Here is a 19,147-nt window from a genome sequence, read left to right on the forward strand (position 1 = left end):
TCAGAAAAACACATTAATAAAAAACAATGATATTATATAACAGTTTTAAAGTCTGTATCACTATTTATTTTAATATGAAGAGTTTTTTATTGGGAAAGTAATGAAACACTTGGATAGTTCGCACAATCACAAAGTGTTCGATTTCATTGATGCATCAATGTTTATAAGCATTATGTTATATGATATTGCTTGCAAAGTCAGTGGATGCATGGTAAATTTAAGAAGGAATCGAGAAAATTGATACAGTAATTCAATGCTGTTTCAAATAAAATAAAACTTTTAATTATAAGAGAGGAATGGGTAGTCTATGGCAAAGCAACCAGTTGATTACGAAGCACTACTAGGTTCAATTGAAGCTTCGTTTCCTATGGTTCAGATTCTTGATAAAGACGGTAAAGTCGTAAATGAAGACATTATGCCTGATTTATCAGATGAAGAGTTAGTAGAATTAATGGAAAGAATGGTGTGGTCACGTGTGTTACATGATCGCTCTATGGCATTAGCTCGTCAAGGACGGTTAGGATTCTATGCACCTACAATGGGACAAGAAGCTTCTCAATTAGCAAGTCACTTCGCGTTCAAAAAAACAGATTGGTTATACCCTGGTTATCGTGATGTACCTCAGTTAATCCAACATGGTTTGCCTGTATCACAAGCTTTCTTGTGGTCACGTGGACATGTAGAAGGAAACAATTATCCGGAAGATTTGAATGCAATTCCACCTCAAATCATTATTGGTGCGCAATACATTCAAGCAATGGGTAACGCAGTAGGGCAAAAATTAGCTGGAAAAGAAGATCAAGTAACATTTACCTATACTGGTGATGGTGGATCTTCACAAGGTGATGTTTATGAAGGTATGAACTTTGCTGGACGTTACAAAGCGCCTATTGTTTTCTATATTCAAAATAATGGTTATGCAATTTCAACACCTCGTGAAAAACAATCAGCAGCTAAAGCATTAGCACAAAAAGCTGCAGCAGCCGGTATTCCTGGTATCCAAGTTGATGGTATGGATCCATTGGCGGTTTACGCTGTATCTAAACAAGCTCGTGAGTGGGCAGCAGCTGGAAATGGTCCGGTACTAATTGAAACAATCACTTCTCGTTTCGGTCCTCACTCAACTTCTGGAGATGACCCAACTCGTTATCGTGAACAAGAATCTTTCGATTACTGGGAACAACGTGATCCATTAATTCGTTTCCGTAACTTCTTAACTGAAAAAGGACTTTGGTCTACAGAACGTGAAGAAGAATTGATTACACAAACTAAAGAAGAAATCAAACAAGCTGCTAAAGAAGCAGACCAAGCACCAAAAATGAAAATCTCTAAATTCTTAGAAAGTATGTATGACGCACCAGGTCAAAACATTAAAGAACAAATTGAGAAATACCAAGCAAAGGAGAGTAAATAAGCATGGCGAATCTAACAATGATTCAAGCAATCACTGAAGCTTTAGATCAAGAATTAGCTCGTGATGAAAAAGTCTTGATATTCGGAGAAGATGTTGGTAAAAACGGAGGAGTTTTCCGTGCGACTCAAGGTCTTTATGATACACATGGTGAAGATAGAGTTAATGATACTCCGCTTGCTGAATCAGGTATCGGTGGTATGGCATTCGGTTTAGCTGTACAAGGATTCCGTCCAGTTGCCGAAATCCAATTCTTTGGATTTGTATTTGAAGTAATGGATTCAATCGTGGGACAAATCTCACGTACTCGCTATCGTATGGGTGGAAAAATGAACATGCCAGTAGTTGTTCGTTCTCCATTCGGTGGTGGAGTCCACACTCCTGAGATGCATGCGGACAGCTTAGAAGGTTTGATGGCTCAAGCTCCTGGATTGAAAGTAGTTATTCCTTCAAACCCATATGATGCAAAAGGATTATTGACTTCAGCTATTCGTGATAACGATCCTGTTGTTTTCTTAGAGCACATGAAACTTTACCGTTCATTCCGTGATGAAGTTCCTGAAGAACAATACACTGTTCCAATTGGTAAAGCAGCAGTAGCTAAAGAAGGTACTGATGTAACAGTTGTCGCTTACGGATATATGGTTCGTGAAGCATTAAAAGCAGCTGAAAACTTAGAAAAAGACGGCGTTTCTGTAGAAGTTGTTGATTTACGTACAGTTTCACCAATCGATTATGAAACAGTTGTAGCATCTGTTGAAAAAACAGGTCGTATGGTTATGGTACAAGAAGCTCAACGTCAAGCCGGCGTGGGGAACACTGTGATTTCTGAAGTTTCACAACGTTCAGTTCTTTCTCTTGAAGCACCAATCGGATTTGTTTCTGCACCTGATACTGTTTATCCATTTGGTCAAGCTGAAAACACTTGGTTACCAAGTGCAGATGATATCACTGAAGCTATTAACAAAGCGATTAATTTTTAAATTTAATAAAATCTTTCATTTAACTAGAATAAGTTAATAATCAATCAACAAAGGAGAAAAATTGGTTCAGAATTCAATTTGTCTGTATTGGTTTTTCTTCCTATTGTTATATACGCAGTAAATCTTAAACTTTAAATGACTAAAAATCATTAATTAAGAAGGGAAGAGCGCAAACATGGCTTTTACATTTAAACTCCCTGATGTAGGGGAAGGAATGGCAGAAGGTGAAATCGTCAGCTGGTTAGTTTCTGAAGGAGACACAGTAGAAGAAGGCGATTCAATAGCTGAAATCCAAAATGATAAATCAGTAGAAGAATTAGCAGCACCTGTTGACGGAACAATCAAGAAATTCTTAGTTGAGCCAGGAACAGTAGCAGCTGTAGGCGATCCAATTGTAGAAATCGATGCTGAGGGACATGAATCCGAAGAAAGTGATGCAGAAGTTCCAGCTTCTACAGAACAAAAATCTGAAGCAAAAGGTTCTTCAACTGGAACATTCACATTCAAGTTACCCGATGTAGGGGAAGGAATGGCAGAAGGTGAAATCGTCAGCTGGTTAGTTTCTGAAGGAGACACAGTAGAAGAAGGCGATTCAATTGCTGAAATCCAAAATGATAAATCAGTAGAAGAATTAGCAGCACCTGTTGACGGAACAATTCAAAAATTCTTAGTTGAACCAGGAACAGTAGCAGCTGTAGGAGATCCAATTGTAGAAATCGCTGCAGAAGGACACGTATCTGAAGATACTCAAGAAACTTCATCAGATGCAGCAGCAGGAACTAAGAAAAATGATCCAGCTGGTTCTGAAGGCGCAACTTCAGGAGAAGTCGTCAAAACTTCAAACCCTGATAAACGTGTACTTGCTATGCCTTCTGTTCGTCAATATGCTCGTGAAAAAGACGTTGATATTAGTGCTGTAGAAGCTACAGGTAAAGGCGGACGTACTACTCGTGAAGATATCGATAACTTTGTATCTGGCGGTGGGGCTACTGTATCTGAAAAAACTTCATCAACTAAAGAAGAAGCAACACAATCAAGTGCTAAAACAACTGCATCATCAGGAACAGCTAAAACTGTTTCAGCTGACGCTAAACCGTTTAAATCTGGTCGTTCAGATCAGGAAACTCGTGAGAAAATGACTACAACTCGTAAAGCAATCGCTAAAGCAATGGTTAATAGTACATTAACAATTCCTTCAGTAGCATTGTTTGATGAAGTTGACTTTACAAAAGTTATTGAACACCGTACTAAATTCAAAGCAATTGCTGCTGAAAGAGGAACTAAATTAACTTTCTTACCTTACGTTGTTAAAGCTCTGATTTCAGTTATGAAAAAATACCCAGCACTTAATGCATCAATTGATGATACTACTGATGAAGTTGTTTACAAAAACTACTTTAACATTGGTATTGCTGCAGATACTGAACAAGGACTATATGTTCCAGTTGTTCAAGATGCAAATACTAAGTCAGTATTTGATATTGCTGACGAAATCAATGATTTAGCAGCTAAAGCTCATGATGGAAAACTTAAAGGAAGCGATATGGCTGACGGATCAATCTCAATTTCTAATATCGGTTCAGTGAATGGTCAATTCTTTACACCAATCATTAACCATCCAGAAGTGGCTATTTTAGGAGTTGGACGTTCATTCAAGAAACCAATCGTTAACGCTGAAGGTGAAATCGTTGCAGCTCCAATGCTTCCATTGTCACTTGTATTTGACCACCGTATTATTGATGGTGCTACAGGACAAGCAGCAATGAACGAATTGAAAAAATTATTGGCAGACCCAGATTTATTATTAATGGAAGGCTAAGGTGAAGTTTAAATGGTTGTAGGAGATTTCGCAATTGAATTAGACACAGTTGTAATCGGCTCTGGACCTGGTGGCTACGTTGCTGCTATCCGTGCCGCTCAAATGGGACAAAAAGTTGCCATTGTTGAGAGAGAATTAATTGGTGGAACATGTTTGAACGTTGGATGTATTCCTTCTAAAGCATTGATTTCTGCTGGACACAAATATCAAGAATCATTAGATTCAAAAGCATTTGGTATCACAACTGAAAATGTAACGCTTGACTTTGCAAAAACTCAAGAATGGAAACAAACACAAGTTGTAGACCGCTTAACTGGCGGAATTGAAATGTTGCTTAAAAAGAATAAAGTTGAAATTCTTAGAGGAGAAGCTTTCTTTAATGATGAGCATACTTTACGTGTTATGGGAGAAGATAGTGCTCAGACTTATTCTTTCAACAATGCTATCATTGCAACTGGTAGTCGTCCTGTTGAAATTCCTGGATTCAAATTCAGCGAACGTGTACTAGACTCAACTGGTGCGTTAGCATTAACGGAAGTACCTAAGAAAATGGTCATCGTTGGTGGAGGATATATTGGATCTGAATTAGCTGGAGTTTATGCTAACTTAGGTGCTGAAATTACAATTCTTGAAGGACTTCCAGCAATTCTTAACGGATTTGACAAAGATATGGTTAAATTAGTTGAGAAGAACTTTAAGAAACATGGCGTTAATATTGTAACGAAGGCTATGGCTAAAGAAGCTATAACTACCGATAATGGCGTAACAGTTAAATATGAAGTTAACGGAAAAGAAGAATCTATTGATGTTGATTATGTATTGGTCACTGTAGGTCGTCGTCCAAATACTGATGAACTTGGTTTAGAACAAGTTGGGGTTAATGTTTCTGATCGTGGTTTGATTGAAGTTGACAATCAAGGACGTACAAACATCAAGAGTGTTTTTGCTATTGGTGATGTTGTTCCTGGAGCAGCGCTAGCACATAAAGCTAGTTATGAAGCCAAAATTGCTGCTGAAGCAATATCTGGGAAAAAAGTTGCAGTGGATTACCGTGCGCTGCCAGCTGTTGCCTTCACTGATCCAGAAATCGCTTCTGTTGGATTAACGGAATCAGAAGCTAAAGATAAAGGAATGCAGGTTAAAGCGTCTAAATTCCCTCTTGCTGGAAATGGTCGTGCATTATCACTTGATGCAGCAGAAGGCTTTGTCCGTCTAATTACTACTAAAGAAGACAATGTAATCGTCGGAGCTCAAGTAGCTGGAATCAACGCATCAGATGTAATTGCTGAACTTGGATTAGCGGTTGAAAGCGGCATGAATGCTGAAGATATCGCTTTGACAATCCATGGTCACCCTTCACTAGGTGAGACAGTAATGGATGCTGCTGAGGCTGCTTTAGGCATGCCTATTCATATGTAATTAAGTTTTTAAGAGTAAATCGAGTGTTGGATATAATCCTCACTCGATTTTTCTTTATACATATTGAAGTAATGACATATACTTTGAAACCTATTTCGATATCTTATACAATTAAAGTAATCAAAACAAAAGGGGATAAAATAGTATGTCTACAGTACAGAAACGTGATAAGCTGATTAAGCAGTGGATTAAAGAAGCTGCTGAATCTATTGAACTAGCAAAAGAAGAAAGTCTGAAAGTAGAAGAAAAGTCTGCTCGTAATGATCTAGTAACAAATATGGATAAAGAAATTGAAGAAGAATTGACAAATAAAATTAGAGCCGAATTTCCAGAAGATCGTATTTGTGGAGAAGAGGGGTTTGGAGATGATCTGAAAGATTTAAAGGGTACAGTTTGGTTTGTTGATCCAATTGACGGTACGCTTAATTATGTTTTGCAACAAGAAAACTTTGCTGTTATGGTAGGAGTGTATGAAGATGGCGTTGGGGTTCAAGGCTATATTTACGATGTCTGCAAAGACAAATTGTATCATGCAATCAAAGGTATGGGTGTCTATTGCAACGGTCAACCAGTGAAATCACCTGAAAACAAATCTCTTTCCGCAGGTTTAGTGGCTACTAACAGTCAACTCATGACCCAGGATCAGTTTGCTGAATATAGAAAAATTGCTGGTAAGTCAATGGGAGTACGTATGCTAGGTTCTGCAGGTTTAGAAATTATTGAGTTACTTAAAGGGAACGTGATTGCTTACATGGCTTCCAAATTAAGTCCATGGGATATTGCACCTGGCAAGGTAATGATAGAGGAAGTAGGATTTAAAGTATCACAATTTGATGGATCAGAAGTTGATTTGTTAAATAGAAATAAAACTATTTTCTCAACAGTAAAAGCCTTCGACGAAATTGTGACAGCTAATTCAAAATAGTTTGAAAAAAGATTGTGTTTTTCTGAAAATTACTGTTATAATAAGAAGTGGAACAAACAGGTCCAATGACTTAAGCATTTATTCTTGCGTCGAAGTCACACCAAGAATAGGTGTTTTTTTGTGTGAAAAATCTATCTTAATGAATGAACTATAAAAAGATTCTTTGCAAATCCAATAGTTGGATGATTCAAAACTGTAGCATAAATAGAGAAGTTATCACCGTAGTAATTAAGGAGTGAACGATTAAATGAAAATTAGAAATGACATTCGTAATATTGCAATTATTGCTCACGTTGACCATGGTAAAACAACACTGGTTGATGAACTTTTGAAGCAGTCTGATACCTTAGATGCTCATAATAAACTGGATGAGCGTGCGATGGATTCAAATGATCTTGAAAAAGAACGTGGCATTACAATTCTTGCTAAAAACACAGCTGTAAAATACAAAGATACCCATATTAATATTTTGGATACCCCTGGACATGCTGACTTTGGTGGAGAAGTTGAGCGTATTATGAAAATGGTTGATGGCGTAATCTTAGTTGTCGATGCATATGAAGGTACAATGCCTCAAACACGTTTTGTACTAAAAAAGGCATTAGAACAAAAATTGCGTCCAATCGTTGTAGTGAATAAAATTGATAAGCCCACTGCACGTCCTAAAGAAGTTCTGGACGAAGTGTTAGACTTATTGATTGAACTAGATGCAGATGAAGAACAATTAGAATTCCCTGTACTTTATGCATCAGCATTGAATGGAACAAGTAGCTACTCCGATGATCCTGAAGAGCAGCACGATACAATGGACCCGGTATTTGAAACAATCATCAAAGAAATTCCTGCTCCAGTAGATAATAGCGATGAACCATTACAATTCCAAGTTTCTTTATTAGACTATAATGATTATGTAGGACGTATAGGGATCGGTCGCGTATTCCGTGGGACAATCAAAGTGGGAGACAATGTTACTTTAAGTAAACTCGATGGTTCAACTAAAAACTTCCGAGTAACTAAATTATTTGGATTCTTCGGATTGAAACGTGATGAGATTCAATCAGCTCAAGCTGGTGATTTGATTGCTGTATCTGGGTTTGAAGATATCTTCGTTGGGGAAACAGTAACCCCTGTGGATCACGTAGATCCACTACCTATATTACGTATTGATGAACCAACATTACAAATGACTTTCTTGGTCAATAACTCTCCATTTGCTGGTCGTGAAGGTAAATGGGTTACTTCAAGTAAATTGAATGAAAGATTGAATATGGAATTACAGACTGATGTATCTTTACGTGTAGATCCAACTGATTCTCCAGATGCATGGATCGTCTCAGGTCGTGGTGAGTTACATTTATCAATCTTGATTGAAAACTTACGTCGTGAAGGTTATGAATTACAAGTATCTCGACCAGAAGTTATTATAAGAGAAATTAATGGTAAAAAACATGAACCTTTTGAACGTGTTCAAATTGATACTCCTGAAGAATATATGGGATCTGTTATTGAAAACTTAGGTCAACGTAAAGCAGAAATGCAAGATATGATTCATACTGGAAATGGACAAGTTCGATTAATCTTCTTGGCACCAGCCCGTGGATTGATTGGATTTACAAATGAATTTTTATCAATGACCCGTGGTTATGGTATTTTGAACCACACCTTTGATCAATATCTGCCTATGATTGCTGGTGGAGCAGGAGAACGTCGTAATGGTGCTCTTGTTTCTATGGAAAATGGTACAGCTACAACTTATGGTATCATGAACTTAGAAGATCGTGGTGTTATCTTTGTAGAACCTGGTACAGAAGTTTATGCTGGTATGATCGTTGGACAACATAATCGTGATAACGATTTGTCTGTAAACTTAACTAAAGAAAAACAAAAAACGAATGTTCGTTCAGCAAATAAGGATCAAACAAACGTTATCAAACGGCCGCGTATCCTTACTCTTGAAGAATCTCTAGAATTCTTAGCTGAAGATGAGTATTGTGAAGTAACCCCAGAATCAATTCGCTTACGTAAAAAAATTCTAGATAAAAACTTACGTGAAAAAGCTGGTAAAAAATCTAAATAAATTTATATTATAAAAATAGCAGATCAAAGGGTGGCCACCCTTTAAATCTGTTATTTTTTTATAGATATTTTTAAAGTAATCCGATCATAGGTAAGTATACTGATGAGATGGGTTGTCTAACAACGCTTTTATGATATAATACAATTACTAAAGTAAATAGAGGGGGCTAATTGGTGAATGACTTACAAAATATAATAGCAAAAGATGTCTTACTTGAAGATGCTAATAAAATATCGCGATTGATCGAAAGCCAAAAGCACCTCTGTGTTACATGTCCTGCTTTTGAAGAAGTTATTGATACACAAATGTTTGGTTTTTCAAAAAAAATAGAATTTGCGGTTACAATGAAAATGATTAAAGAAGAAGAAGGTCATCTCATGTTGAGTGAATTAGAAAAACATCTCAATGATCTTATGAATGATGCTTTCGAAGAAATGAATTAGCGATTAGATTGTATTCATTAAAAATCCTCTCATGCTGAGTGGATTTTTTTGTTATAATAAGTGAAATGATATGATTTGAGGAGAGATTAGAAATGTTGACGTCTGAACACGAAAGAACTGGAATAGTCGTTTGGGTTTATACAACTAAATATATAAATAAACTTAAAAGATATGGATTAGTTCATTATATTTCAAAAAAAATGAATTACGCAATTGTTTATGTAGATAAAAAAGATAAAGATTCTGTACAAGCTAGTTTGGCAAAACAGCATTTTGTTCGCAAGGTCGAAGAATGTTATCAGTGTGATCTTCCTAAAACATATGAGGGTATACTTGATGAGGTAAAAGTTTTGGCTAAGCAAAGAAAAAAAGAAGAAGAAAGCAAAGAGATATCAATATTCAATCAGCTTTCTTCCAACTGGAACTGAGGTAAATTATGCGAGTAATATCAGGTGAATATGGTGGCAGACCATTGAAAGCTGTTCCAGGAAATAAAACTAGACCAACTACAGATAAAATCAAAGAATCAGTTTTCCACATCTTGGGTCCTTACTTTGATGGTGGGAGTGCATTAGATTTATATTCAGGAAGTGGATCGCTTGGAATTGAAGCAGTTTCCAGAGGGATGGATGAAGCAGTTTTAGTAGATATGAACTATAAAGCCATTAAGGTTATAAATGAGAATGTTGAAATGACAAAAGAACCAGAAAAATTCACAGTTTTGAAAAAGAAAGATCATCAAGCTATAGTAGAATTGGAATCTCAAGGTAAAAAATTTGATTTAGTACTGCTGGATCCCCCATATGCAACACAAGAAATCATTTCGATTATTGAAATATTGCACAAGCGGTCATTACTCCGTTCAAATGCAGTAATTATGTGTGAAACAGATAAGGCAGTAGAATTACCTAGCCATTTGTTCAATGTTAAAATGGTGAAGCAGAAAATTTATGGCACAACGAAAATAACTGTATACCAAACAGGAGGAAACCAGTGAAAAAGAAAGCAGTATATGCCGGAAGTTTCGACCCTTTTACTTTTGGGCATCTAAACATTACATTGCGAGGAGCCGAGCTATTCGACGAGGTTATTATAACCGTAAGTGATAATATATCAAAAAAGTCCTTGTTTGATGTTGATGATAAAGTTGATATGATTACTCAAGTCATAAATAAGACTGAAAAGAGCAATATCAAAGTGATTAAGCATCAGGGTGGATTAACTGTTGATTTAGTAAAAGAACTTAAGGCAACTGCAATGATACGCGGTATTCGTTCAGTAAAAGATATGGAATATGAGATGGATATTGCAGCAATGAATAAAGTCCAGGCTCCTGAAATTGATACGGTTTTTCTAATAGCCGATGAAAAGTACCGTTTTATTAGCTCTTCTCTGATAAAAGAAGTAGTTAAATTTGGAGGTAATGCTGAGGGATTAGTTCCCGCAGATATACTTAATAAAATGAAAAATATTTATGCAAAATAGAAAGTAGGTAAAACGATTGAAAAAAATCTCATTTTGGATTAAAGGTCTACTCCTTTTCGTAGTATTTTATTTTTTGTTTTTAAGACCGATTCCTTATTATATTGAGCGTCCTGGTAGCGCAGAAGATCTAGATCCAATGATTGAGGTTGAAGGAGAGTACTCTAGTGAACCAGGAAAGTTTATGATGACTACTGTTGAAATCCTTCAAGCAACTCCCTTTACTTACTTATTTCAATTTCTTCCTTATAATGATGTCGTATCTGAGACAGAGTTATTCGGGGATATAGAGGACTATGAAGAGTATAACACTTTACAGAGCTATTATATGGAAAGCTCAATTCATTCAGCTATAGTAGCTGCATTTGATGCAGCAGGGCTACCTTATGACTTAGAATATAAAGGTGTCTATGTAATGAGTGTTACGGAAAACTCGAGTTTTGCTGGAAAATTACAGATGGGAGATATAATCACTGAAGTAGATGATCTCAAATTTGAGAATACAGAAGAGTTTATGGATTATATTAAAAATTTGGAAGTTGGACAGACTGTATCAATAAAATATGAACGTGATGGCATTGAATATGTTTCTAAAGGAGACTTGATTGAACTTGAAGAGACTGGAGAGCCAGGAATAGGTATTTCCCTTGTAGACCAATCTAGCGTTGAAACGGATCCAGAAGTTGTAATACATTCTGGAGAAATTGGAGGACCTTCTGCCGGATTGATGTATTCACTGCAAGTTTATTCTATGGTCACAGACACAAATTTAAGAGCGGGACATATAATTGCAGGTACGGGAACGATTTCTGAGGATGGAACTATTGGACCAATCGGTGGTATTGACAAAAAAGTTGTAGCAGCAGATGAAGAAGGTGCTACAATCTTTTTTGCACCAGATGAAGAAATAGATTCAGATTTGAAAGAGGAATATCCAGATTATAAATCAAATTACGAAATTGCAGTTGAAGCGGCGGAAGATATTGATACAGATATGGAAATTGTACCTGTTAAAACATTTAATGATGCAATAAAATATCTGGAACAATTGAGCCCTGTCAGTTCACGTTTTGACCCAGAACAGAAAGTGGATGCCTTAGCAGCGTAATATCAAGAAATTAAAGCCAGTAAAGGATTAACTATCCTTTTACTGGCTTTTTTGTATAAAAAAATCAGAAACTTAAACAAATGACTAGTATATATAATAATAGGAGGATTGCTCAAAAGGAGAGGGTACATGTTAGAAGTTATAGAATGGATAAAAGGGCATATAATATTGACAACCTATTTTAGTATTTCAACTTTACTGATTTTAATATTAATATCATATTTATTTATACAAGTACCAGAAAAAATTGAATCCAATGACGATGCAATAGAACAATTTGTAACTGAAAATGAAAAAGCGATAGATATGAATACAGAAGATGAAAATCAGCAAGAAAATCAAGAAATAGCAGAAAGTAAATTAATAATCGAATTAAAAGGAGCTATCGTTCATCCTGGAGTGTATGAACTTGAATCTGGAGATCGACTGATTGATGCTGTTGAACAAGCAGGAGGATTCACTGAGAATGCAGATGATCGAACAATTAACCAAGCACTGTTACTAACCGATCAGATGATGGTCTACATACCGGTTCAAGGAGAGGAAGTTATAGAAGAAAATCAAATAAATATTCCAATATTACAAGGGGATAGCGAAAAAATCAATATCAATCAAGCGGAGCAAAAGGAGTTGGTTGAACTAAACGGTATTGGAGAGGCTAAAGCACAAGCAATTGTAGACTATAGAGAAGAAAACGGGTTATTCAAATCACTAGAAGAACTTAAAAATGTATCTGGTATCGGAGATAAGATATTCGAAAATATTAAAGATAGCATTATGGTGGAATAAAAAGGAGCAATTGATTCATGATTGACACTCTTGTATACTATAAACACAATTATTCATAAAATTATTTGTTTATTTGAAAGGAAATAATAAAAATGACAGATAGAATTCCATGGGATCAATATTTCATGTCACAAAGTATGCTGCTGGCCATGAGGAGTACGTGTACTAGATTATCAGTAGGGGCTACGATCGTTAGAGAAAAGCGGGTGATATCTGGCGGATATAACGGATCTGTAAGTGGAGATGTACACTGTAGCGAACACGGATGCTATTTGATTGATGGTCACTGCGCACGAACAGTGCATGCTGAGATGAATGCTTTACTTCAATGTGCAAAATTTGGAGTGAAGACTGAAGGAGCAGATATTTATATCACGCATTTTCCTTGTCTTCAATGTACAAAAACCATTATTCAATCAGGTATACGAAAAATATTTTTTTTGAAAAACTACCATAATCATTCTTATGCTTTAAAACTCTTAGAACAAGCGAATATTAAAGTAGAACAGGTGGCAGTTCCTGAAGATTTATTTCAAAATATAGGAGATTATTATAAAGCAGACCTAACATCCGATATTAGAGATAGTTAAAACTAGATTTGAAAGGGTATTACCTTTTCCCAGCTCTATTATCTCTAGCGAGTGTTATAGTAGTTTTAGAAGGATTTTCGCTATTAACAATTTTATTGACTGGTGTGCTTCTTTTTAGAATATTCACTACCCGAAACAAACCTATCATAATCGTCTCTTTGATGACAGGTCTCTTTTTAATAACGGTAACTTTAGTCAGGCCACATAGATTAGAATCGACAATAATAGAAACTCGGGAAAATTTTACTGTTGTTGTTAAGCCAACAACAGTAGAAATAGATGGACAGTTTTTACGTTTTACAGGATCAGTAATTAATAGAAAAGATGATAATGAAGAAGTAATCATTACCTATAAACTTTCTTCAGAAGAAGAAAAAGATTATTTTGAAGAGAATGGGGTATCAAGAGTTTTAAAGATACATGGAGTATTAGAAAAACCTGAAGATGCTGTTAATTTCCGGCAATTCAGTTATAAAGATTTCTTGATGCATGAAGAGATATTCTGGAAATTAAATGCTGAAAAAATAGAAAGTCAAAAAGGAATTAAAGAAATCTCTTTAAGTTATAAGATCGATCACTTGAGAGCAGAGCTTTTCAATCAGATTGATAAAGGGATAGGAGGAGTGACAGGTAGCTATCTAAAAGCTTTACTATTTTCCGATAAGAGAGAGCTTTCTGATTCAAATTTAGAAAATTATCGAGCTTTAGGGATTATACATTTGCTGAGTATTTCTGGATTACATATTCAGTTTCTGATTGTAATGATTGAAAGATGTTTATTGAGAGCAGGAGTGACAAAAGAGACTACAGCCATAGTTCTATTTTTCATTCTGCCTGTGTATGGAATTTTTGCAGGATTCAAAGTAAGTGTCTTCCGAGCTATTATTCAGGCGATGTTTTCTTTAGGGCACAGGCTACTTAAAAGAAAAACAATTTCTTTAGATAATTGGTCACTTACCATTATATTAGCTTTGTTGATTAATCCGTATCAAATTTATGCTGTTGGATTTCAGCTCAGCTATCTACTAAGCTGTGTTATGATTATACTAAGTAAACAAAATTGGATTAAAAACTTATCTCGAATCAAAACATCGATATGTTTAAGTTTTTTGATATCACTTGCGAGTATCCCTGTCTTAAGTTATCATTTTTATGAATTTTCATGGATTGTTATTATATTGAATTTAATATTTATCCCTTTATTTTCATTGTTTCTTTTACCATTACTGGTTTTTATTTTTGTCCTCAAAATGATGCTATATGGGTTATTTCATATTAAGTTATCGGTGATATTTTCGGATAAAATTATATTATTACTTGAAGATCTAGTAGAAAAAATCAGTTCTTTATATCCTTTTACTTTTGTTACTGGAAGACTTTCTGTTATAGGTATGATACTGATTTGTTGTGGGATACTGCTGGTGTTTTTATACTTAGACACTTATAAGAACCTTAGATTATTCAGTATATTTATAATTGGGACTGCATTCATTTTTATAGGATTGCTGTCTGAAAAATATTCTCCAACAGGAAAAGTAGTGATGCTTGATATTGGACAAGGTGATGCTTTCCTGATTAAAGAGCCATGGGGAAAAGGAAATTATCTCATAGATACAGGGGGGCTTTCTCAGTGGAAGGAAATTGAAGAGTGGGAAGAACCAGAGTCACCATATTCGATTGGCAGCGATGTTGTTGTTCCATCTTTAAAGGCCTTTGGTATTAAAGAATTAGATCAAATGATTCTTACACATGCTGATACAGATCATGTAGGAGCACTAGAAGATATTATTAGTGAAATAGAGATAAATGAAATTGTTGCCTCAAAAGAAACGTTTTTTGATCTAGCTTTAAAAAAATTGTGGCCTTTATTTGTTAGGGAAAATATTAATATAGAATCTGTTGATTATTCTAAAACGAATAAAGCAGGTCCTAATATGTATATTTTGTATCCCTTTAATCCACCTGAACCTGGATTAAAAAAAAGCAAAAATAATGAGTCCTTAGTATTATATGGGATAATTGGTAATAAAAAATGGCTGTTTACTGGTGATCTAGAATCAGCTGGAGAAGATATACTTATGGAGCATTATCCACAATTGAAAACGGATGTATTAAAAATAGGGCATCATGGAAGTAAAAGTTCTACACAAGTAGCTTTTCTCGAACAATTGACTCCTGAAATTGGATGGATATCGAGCGGTAAAAACAATTTATATGGACATCCTAACCAAAAAATAATAGAACGATTAAAAGAAAAAAATATAAAAATTTATCGTACGGATCAACAAGGTGCAGTATCGTACCAATATACTCCTGTTCCTTTTACAAATAATATACTGGAAGATATGATCACTAAAATTAAAGATAAAGAAAATTGAAATTAGTTAGGAGTTCTACATGAGTGAATTAGATAAACAACTAAAAAAAATAAAACAAGGAAAACATTCTTTAATTTATTTGGTTGTAGGTACAGAACAATATCTGAGCGAGAAAGTAAAAGTTGCTTTAATGGATTCAGTTCTTGGAGAAGATGTATCAGACTTTAATTTTGGTCAATTTGATATGAAAGAAAGTACAATCGATGCAGCACTTCAAGAAGCAGAAACTTTTCCATTTTTTGGCAGTCAAAGACTTATTCTTATCCAGAATCCTTATTTTTTGACAGGAAAAACATTATCCAACGGTCCTGATCATGATATTGATTACTTGGAACAGTATTTATTGAATCCTTCGGAATTTACAATATTAGTATTTTTTGCTCCTTACGAAAAGCTAGACAAAAGAAAAAAAATGACTAAAGCACTTCTAAAACAGGCTGAGATACTGAATGTGGATCCAGTAAATGAAACAGATATTAAATCATTTGTTCAAGAGAGTTGTAAAATCAAACAGTTCTCTATTGAGCCTGCAGCGCTTGATGAATTACTGATTTTAACTGATCGAAATTTATCCAAAAGTATGAAAGAATTAGAGAAACTAATGATTTTTCATCAAGAAGATAGAAACATTAAGTTATCAACTGTTCGGCAGTTAGTTCCTAAAACACTCGAACAGAATATTTTTGAATTGAATGATTTAGTTTTGAACAAAAAAGCACAACAGTCTATTGAACTATACCAGGATCTTTTAACACAGAAAGAAGATCCAATCAAGATAATAGCCTTAATGATAGGACAATTTCGATTACTATTACAAGTGAAAATATTAAAGAAAAAAGGTTATCAGCAAGCAGATATTGCCAAAATTTTAAAAGTTCATCCATTTAGAGTCAAGCTTGCATTACAGAAAGAAAGAATGTTTGAACAAGGAATATTATCAAAAGCACACCACCAATTAATTGATGCTGATTTTCTAATAAAATCCGGTCAGGTAAATCCTGAAATGCAAGTTGAACTTTTTATATTAAAATTTACTGATCAGAATCCCAAATTACAAAAGAACTCTTAAACTTTCATGATTGTAATATTGCAAATGTTTTAGTAATCATGTACAATGGAGAATGTTGAAAATCAACTGAATAGAGAAGGTAAAAATTCACAGAATAAGTACTTTAAAACTTATTTATAATGAGTTTACTGGATTTAAAGAAATTCATACAAAGGAGTGTTTTCAAAATGCCAAATATGGTACAGGCTATCAAACGTCAACGTCAAGATGTTAAAAAAAATGCAAATAACGTTGGGCAAGTATCTGCTATGCGTAGTGCTAAGAAAAGATATTTAACTGCCGTTGAAAACGGACAAGATAATTCAGCTGAATTATACAAAGTAGCTGCTAAAGCTATCGATCAAGCAGCATCAAAAGGCTTGATTCACAAAAATAAAGCTGCTCGCGACAAATCACGTTTATCTAGCAAATTAGGATAATGGATTTATAGAATAAAAAAAGAGTTCTTCCTTTTTGACTAAAGTCAAAAGGAAGAGCTTTTTTTTGCACTTTTATGGTATGATAATATACGAATGTATGTTTAGTTTTTGAAAGGAGCACGTCAATGTCTGAAAATAAATTTCAATTGAATTCAGTGTACCAGCCAAGTGGAGACCAACCAGAAGCCATCAAGAACCTTGTAAGAGGAATCAAAGAAGGGCAAAAGGAACAAGTTCTTTTAGGCGCTACCGGGACCGGAAAAACTTTTACAATGTCTAATGTTATTCAAGAAGTAAATAAGCCAACGTTAGTTATTGCACACAATAAAACTCTAGCTGGACAATTGTATTCTGAATTTAAAGAATTTTTTCCTGAAAATGCTGTAGAATACTTTGTTAGTTACTATGATTACTATCAGCCAGAAGCATATGTTCCTTCAACTGATACATTTATTGAAAAAGATGCCTCAATCAATGATGAAATTGATAAATTACGTCACTCTGCTACTAGCTCATTACTTGAAAGAAGAGACGTTATTGTAGTCGCTTCCGTTTCCTGCATTTATGGACTTGTTAATCCTGAGGACTATAGAGATCATGTTTTATCTTTAAGAGCAGGGATGGAAATTAGTAGAGATGCAGTATTAAGAAGATTAGTAGACATGCAATTTGAAAGAAATGATATAGATTTTCAAAGGGGAAGATTTCGAGCAAGAGGAGACATTGTCGAAATCTTTTTGGCGTCAAGAGAAAGTGAAGCAATCCGAGTAGAGTTTTTTGGAGATGAGATCGACCGAATTAGAGAAGTTGATGTTTTAACTGGAGAAGTGAAAGCTGATCTTTCACATGTTGCAGTTTTTCCGGCTACTCACTTTGTTTCTAACGATGAGCAAACCAGATCAGCAATTGAGTCAATAAAAACAGAGTTGAATAGCCGATTAAATGAACTAAAAGAAGATAATAAATTACTTGAAGAACAAAGACTGGATCAGAGAACGAATTATGATATTGAAATGCTGATGGAAATGGGATACTGCTCTGGTATTGAGAATTATTCTAGGCATATGGATGGTAGAAAACCTGGAGAAGCTCCTTATACTCTTTTAGACTTTTTTCCAGATGATTCACTATTCATCGTAGACGAATCTCATATCACTATGCCTCAGATACGGGGAATGTATAATGGAGACCGCGCAAGAAAACAGCAACTGGTAGATCATGGATTTAGACTACCTAGTGCATTGGATAACAGACCATTAAGACTTGAAGAGTTTGAAGAAAGAGTACCCCAGATCACTTATATCTCTGCAACACCAGCAGATTATGAAATGGAACGAGCTTCACAAGTGGTACAACAAATCATTAGACCTACAGGATTATTAGACCCTATTATCGAGGTACGCCCCATTAAAGGCCAGATTGATGATTTGATTGAGGAAGTCAATTTAAGAGTCGAAAGAAATGAACGAGTGTTTATTACAACCTTAACTAAAAAGATGTCAGAAGATCTGACTGATTATCTCAAAGAAGTCGGAATAAAGGTTCAATATCTTCATAGTGATATTAAAACTTTGGAAAGAACCCAAATAATTAGGGATCTTCGGGTCGGAAAGTTTGATGTTTTAATTGGCATCAACTTACTTCGTGAAGGTTTAGATGTTCCGGAAGTTTCATTGGTTGCCATATTAGATGCAGATAAAGAAGGGTTTCTAAGAAGTACACGTTCTTTGATTCAAACAATGGGCCGTGCTGCACGTAATGAAAATGGTCGAGTGATTATGTACGCCGATAGGCGTACGGACTCAATGAATAATGCTATCGAGGAAACGGAACGTAGACGTGAAATTCAGGAAGAGTACAACAAAGTACATGGAATTACACCTATGACGATCAAGAAAGAAGTAAGAGATCTTATTCAGATCTCTACAGTTGTAGAAGATGGAGAAGAATTATCAGAAGATACTGTGAAGAAATTATCTAGAGAAGAACGTAGACAATTGATTGAAACAATGGAACTTGAAATGAAGCAAGCAGCTAAAGAACTTGATTTTGAAAGAGCTGCCCAGCTACGTGATGTTGTGATGGAAATTAAAACTAAATTTTCTAAATAATATAATCTGTATTGACTTTTTAATAATAGAACTGTAGAGTATATTTAAAGTTAATAGACATCCTTTAACAAGTAGTCCAGTGAGGCTAATAAGGAGCAGAAATTTCTTGGAATAGAACTGATTT

The 19,147-nt window shown here is 35.0% G+C and carries 17 protein-coding genes; all 17 read left to right on the top strand.

Features of this window, described 5'->3' with window-relative positions; all coding sequences use genetic code 11:
* Positions 1-307 precede the first annotated feature (307 nt).
* The 17 genes from pdhA (at position 308) to uvrB (ending at position 19,023) form a co-directional block, all read left to right on the top strand.
* A complete protein-coding gene (gene pdhA / locus BKP56_RS08175) occupies positions 308-1,414 on the top strand; it encodes a pyruvate dehydrogenase (acetyl-transferring) E1 component subunit alpha (protein WP_072694607.1) in 1,107 nt (368 codons plus the stop codon).
* A gap of 2 nt (positions 1,415-1,416) precedes the next feature.
* On the top strand, positions 1,417-2,394 hold the full coding sequence (locus tag BKP56_RS08180; RefSeq protein ID WP_072694608.1) for an alpha-ketoacid dehydrogenase subunit beta: 978 nt from the start codon (positions 1,417-1,419) through the stop codon (positions 2,392-2,394).
* A gap of 175 nt (positions 2,395-2,569) precedes the next feature.
* On the top strand, positions 2,570-4,213 hold the full coding sequence (locus BKP56_RS08185; protein WP_072694609.1) for a 2-oxo acid dehydrogenase subunit E2: 1,644 nt from the start codon (positions 2,570-2,572) through the stop codon (positions 4,211-4,213).
* 12 nt (positions 4,214-4,225) lie between these two features.
* On the top strand, positions 4,226-5,632 hold the full coding sequence (lpdA, locus tag BKP56_RS08190) for a dihydrolipoyl dehydrogenase (protein ID WP_072694610.1): 1,407 nt from the start codon (positions 4,226-4,228) through the stop codon (positions 5,630-5,632).
* Positions 5,633-5,777: 145 nt separating this feature from the next.
* Positions 5,778-6,557 (top strand): inositol monophosphatase family protein, encoded by a 780-nt coding sequence (locus tag BKP56_RS08195; RefSeq protein ID WP_072694611.1) that lies wholly within the window; start codon positions 5,778-5,780, stop codon positions 6,555-6,557.
* Positions 6,558-6,804: 247 nt separating this feature from the next.
* Entirely contained in the window at positions 6,805-8,634 is a 1,830-nt protein-coding gene (gene typA, locus BKP56_RS08200) for a translational GTPase TypA (protein WP_072694612.1), read from the top strand.
* Positions 8,635-8,807: 173 nt separating this feature from the next.
* Positions 8,808-9,077 carry a DUF1507 family protein gene (locus tag BKP56_RS08205; protein WP_072694613.1) on the top strand — a complete coding sequence of 90 codons (270 nt, stop codon included), beginning with the start codon at positions 8,808-8,810 and terminating at the stop codon, positions 9,075-9,077.
* 92 nt (positions 9,078-9,169) lie between these two features.
* Complete coding sequence (locus tag BKP56_RS08210) at positions 9,170-9,505, top strand: YlbG family protein (RefSeq protein WP_072694614.1); 336 nt, start codon at positions 9,170-9,172, stop codon at positions 9,503-9,505.
* Between the two features lie 8 nt (positions 9,506-9,513).
* Positions 9,514-10,074 (top strand): 16S rRNA (guanine(966)-N(2))-methyltransferase RsmD, encoded by a 561-nt coding sequence (rsmD, locus tag BKP56_RS08215; RefSeq protein WP_072694615.1) that lies wholly within the window; start codon positions 9,514-9,516, stop codon positions 10,072-10,074.
* The gene (gene coaD, locus BKP56_RS08220) at positions 10,071-10,562 is read left to right on the top strand and encodes a pantetheine-phosphate adenylyltransferase (protein WP_072694616.1); all 492 of its coding nucleotides are present in this window, start codon (positions 10,071-10,073) and stop codon (positions 10,560-10,562) included. Before rsmD ends, coaD begins: the two co-directional genes overlap by 4 nt.
* Positions 10,563-10,578: 16 nt before the next feature.
* Complete coding sequence (locus BKP56_RS08225) at positions 10,579-11,667, top strand: SepM family pheromone-processing serine protease (RefSeq protein ID WP_232226865.1); 1,089 nt, start codon at positions 10,579-10,581, stop codon at positions 11,665-11,667.
* 129 nt (positions 11,668-11,796) lie between these two features.
* Positions 11,797-12,456, top strand: a complete 660-nt coding sequence (locus BKP56_RS08230; RefSeq protein ID WP_072694617.1) for a helix-hairpin-helix domain-containing protein — start codon at positions 11,797-11,799, stop codon at positions 12,454-12,456.
* A 92-nt stretch (positions 12,457-12,548) separates the two neighbouring features.
* Entirely contained in the window at positions 12,549-13,046 is a 498-nt protein-coding gene (locus tag BKP56_RS08235) for a ComE operon protein 2 (RefSeq protein WP_072694618.1), read from the top strand.
* An 8-nt stretch (positions 13,047-13,054) separates the two neighbouring features.
* Positions 13,055-15,424 carry a DNA internalization-related competence protein ComEC/Rec2 gene (locus tag BKP56_RS08240; RefSeq protein WP_072694619.1) on the top strand — a complete coding sequence of 790 codons (2,370 nt, stop codon included), beginning with the start codon at positions 13,055-13,057 and terminating at the stop codon, positions 15,422-15,424.
* Positions 15,425-15,443: 19 nt separating this feature from the next.
* Complete coding sequence (gene holA, locus BKP56_RS08245) at positions 15,444-16,493, top strand: DNA polymerase III subunit delta (protein WP_072694620.1); 1,050 nt, start codon at positions 15,444-15,446, stop codon at positions 16,491-16,493.
* A 167-nt stretch (positions 16,494-16,660) separates the two neighbouring features.
* Positions 16,661-16,912: a 30S ribosomal protein S20 gene (gene rpsT, locus BKP56_RS08250; protein ID WP_072694621.1), complete on the top strand. Its 252-nt coding sequence runs from the start codon at positions 16,661-16,663 to the stop codon at positions 16,910-16,912.
* Positions 16,913-17,037: 125 nt separating this feature from the next.
* Positions 17,038-19,023, top strand: coding sequence for an excinuclease ABC subunit UvrB (gene uvrB, locus BKP56_RS08255; RefSeq protein ID WP_072694622.1), 1,986 nt, complete (start codon positions 17,038-17,040; stop codon positions 19,021-19,023).
* The last annotated feature ends 124 nt before the right edge of the window (positions 19,024-19,147 follow it).

Source organism: Marinilactibacillus sp. 15R (assembly GCF_001895285.1).
Lineage (GTDB): Bacteria > Bacillota > Bacilli > Lactobacillales > Carnobacteriaceae_A > Marinilactibacillus > Marinilactibacillus piezotolerans.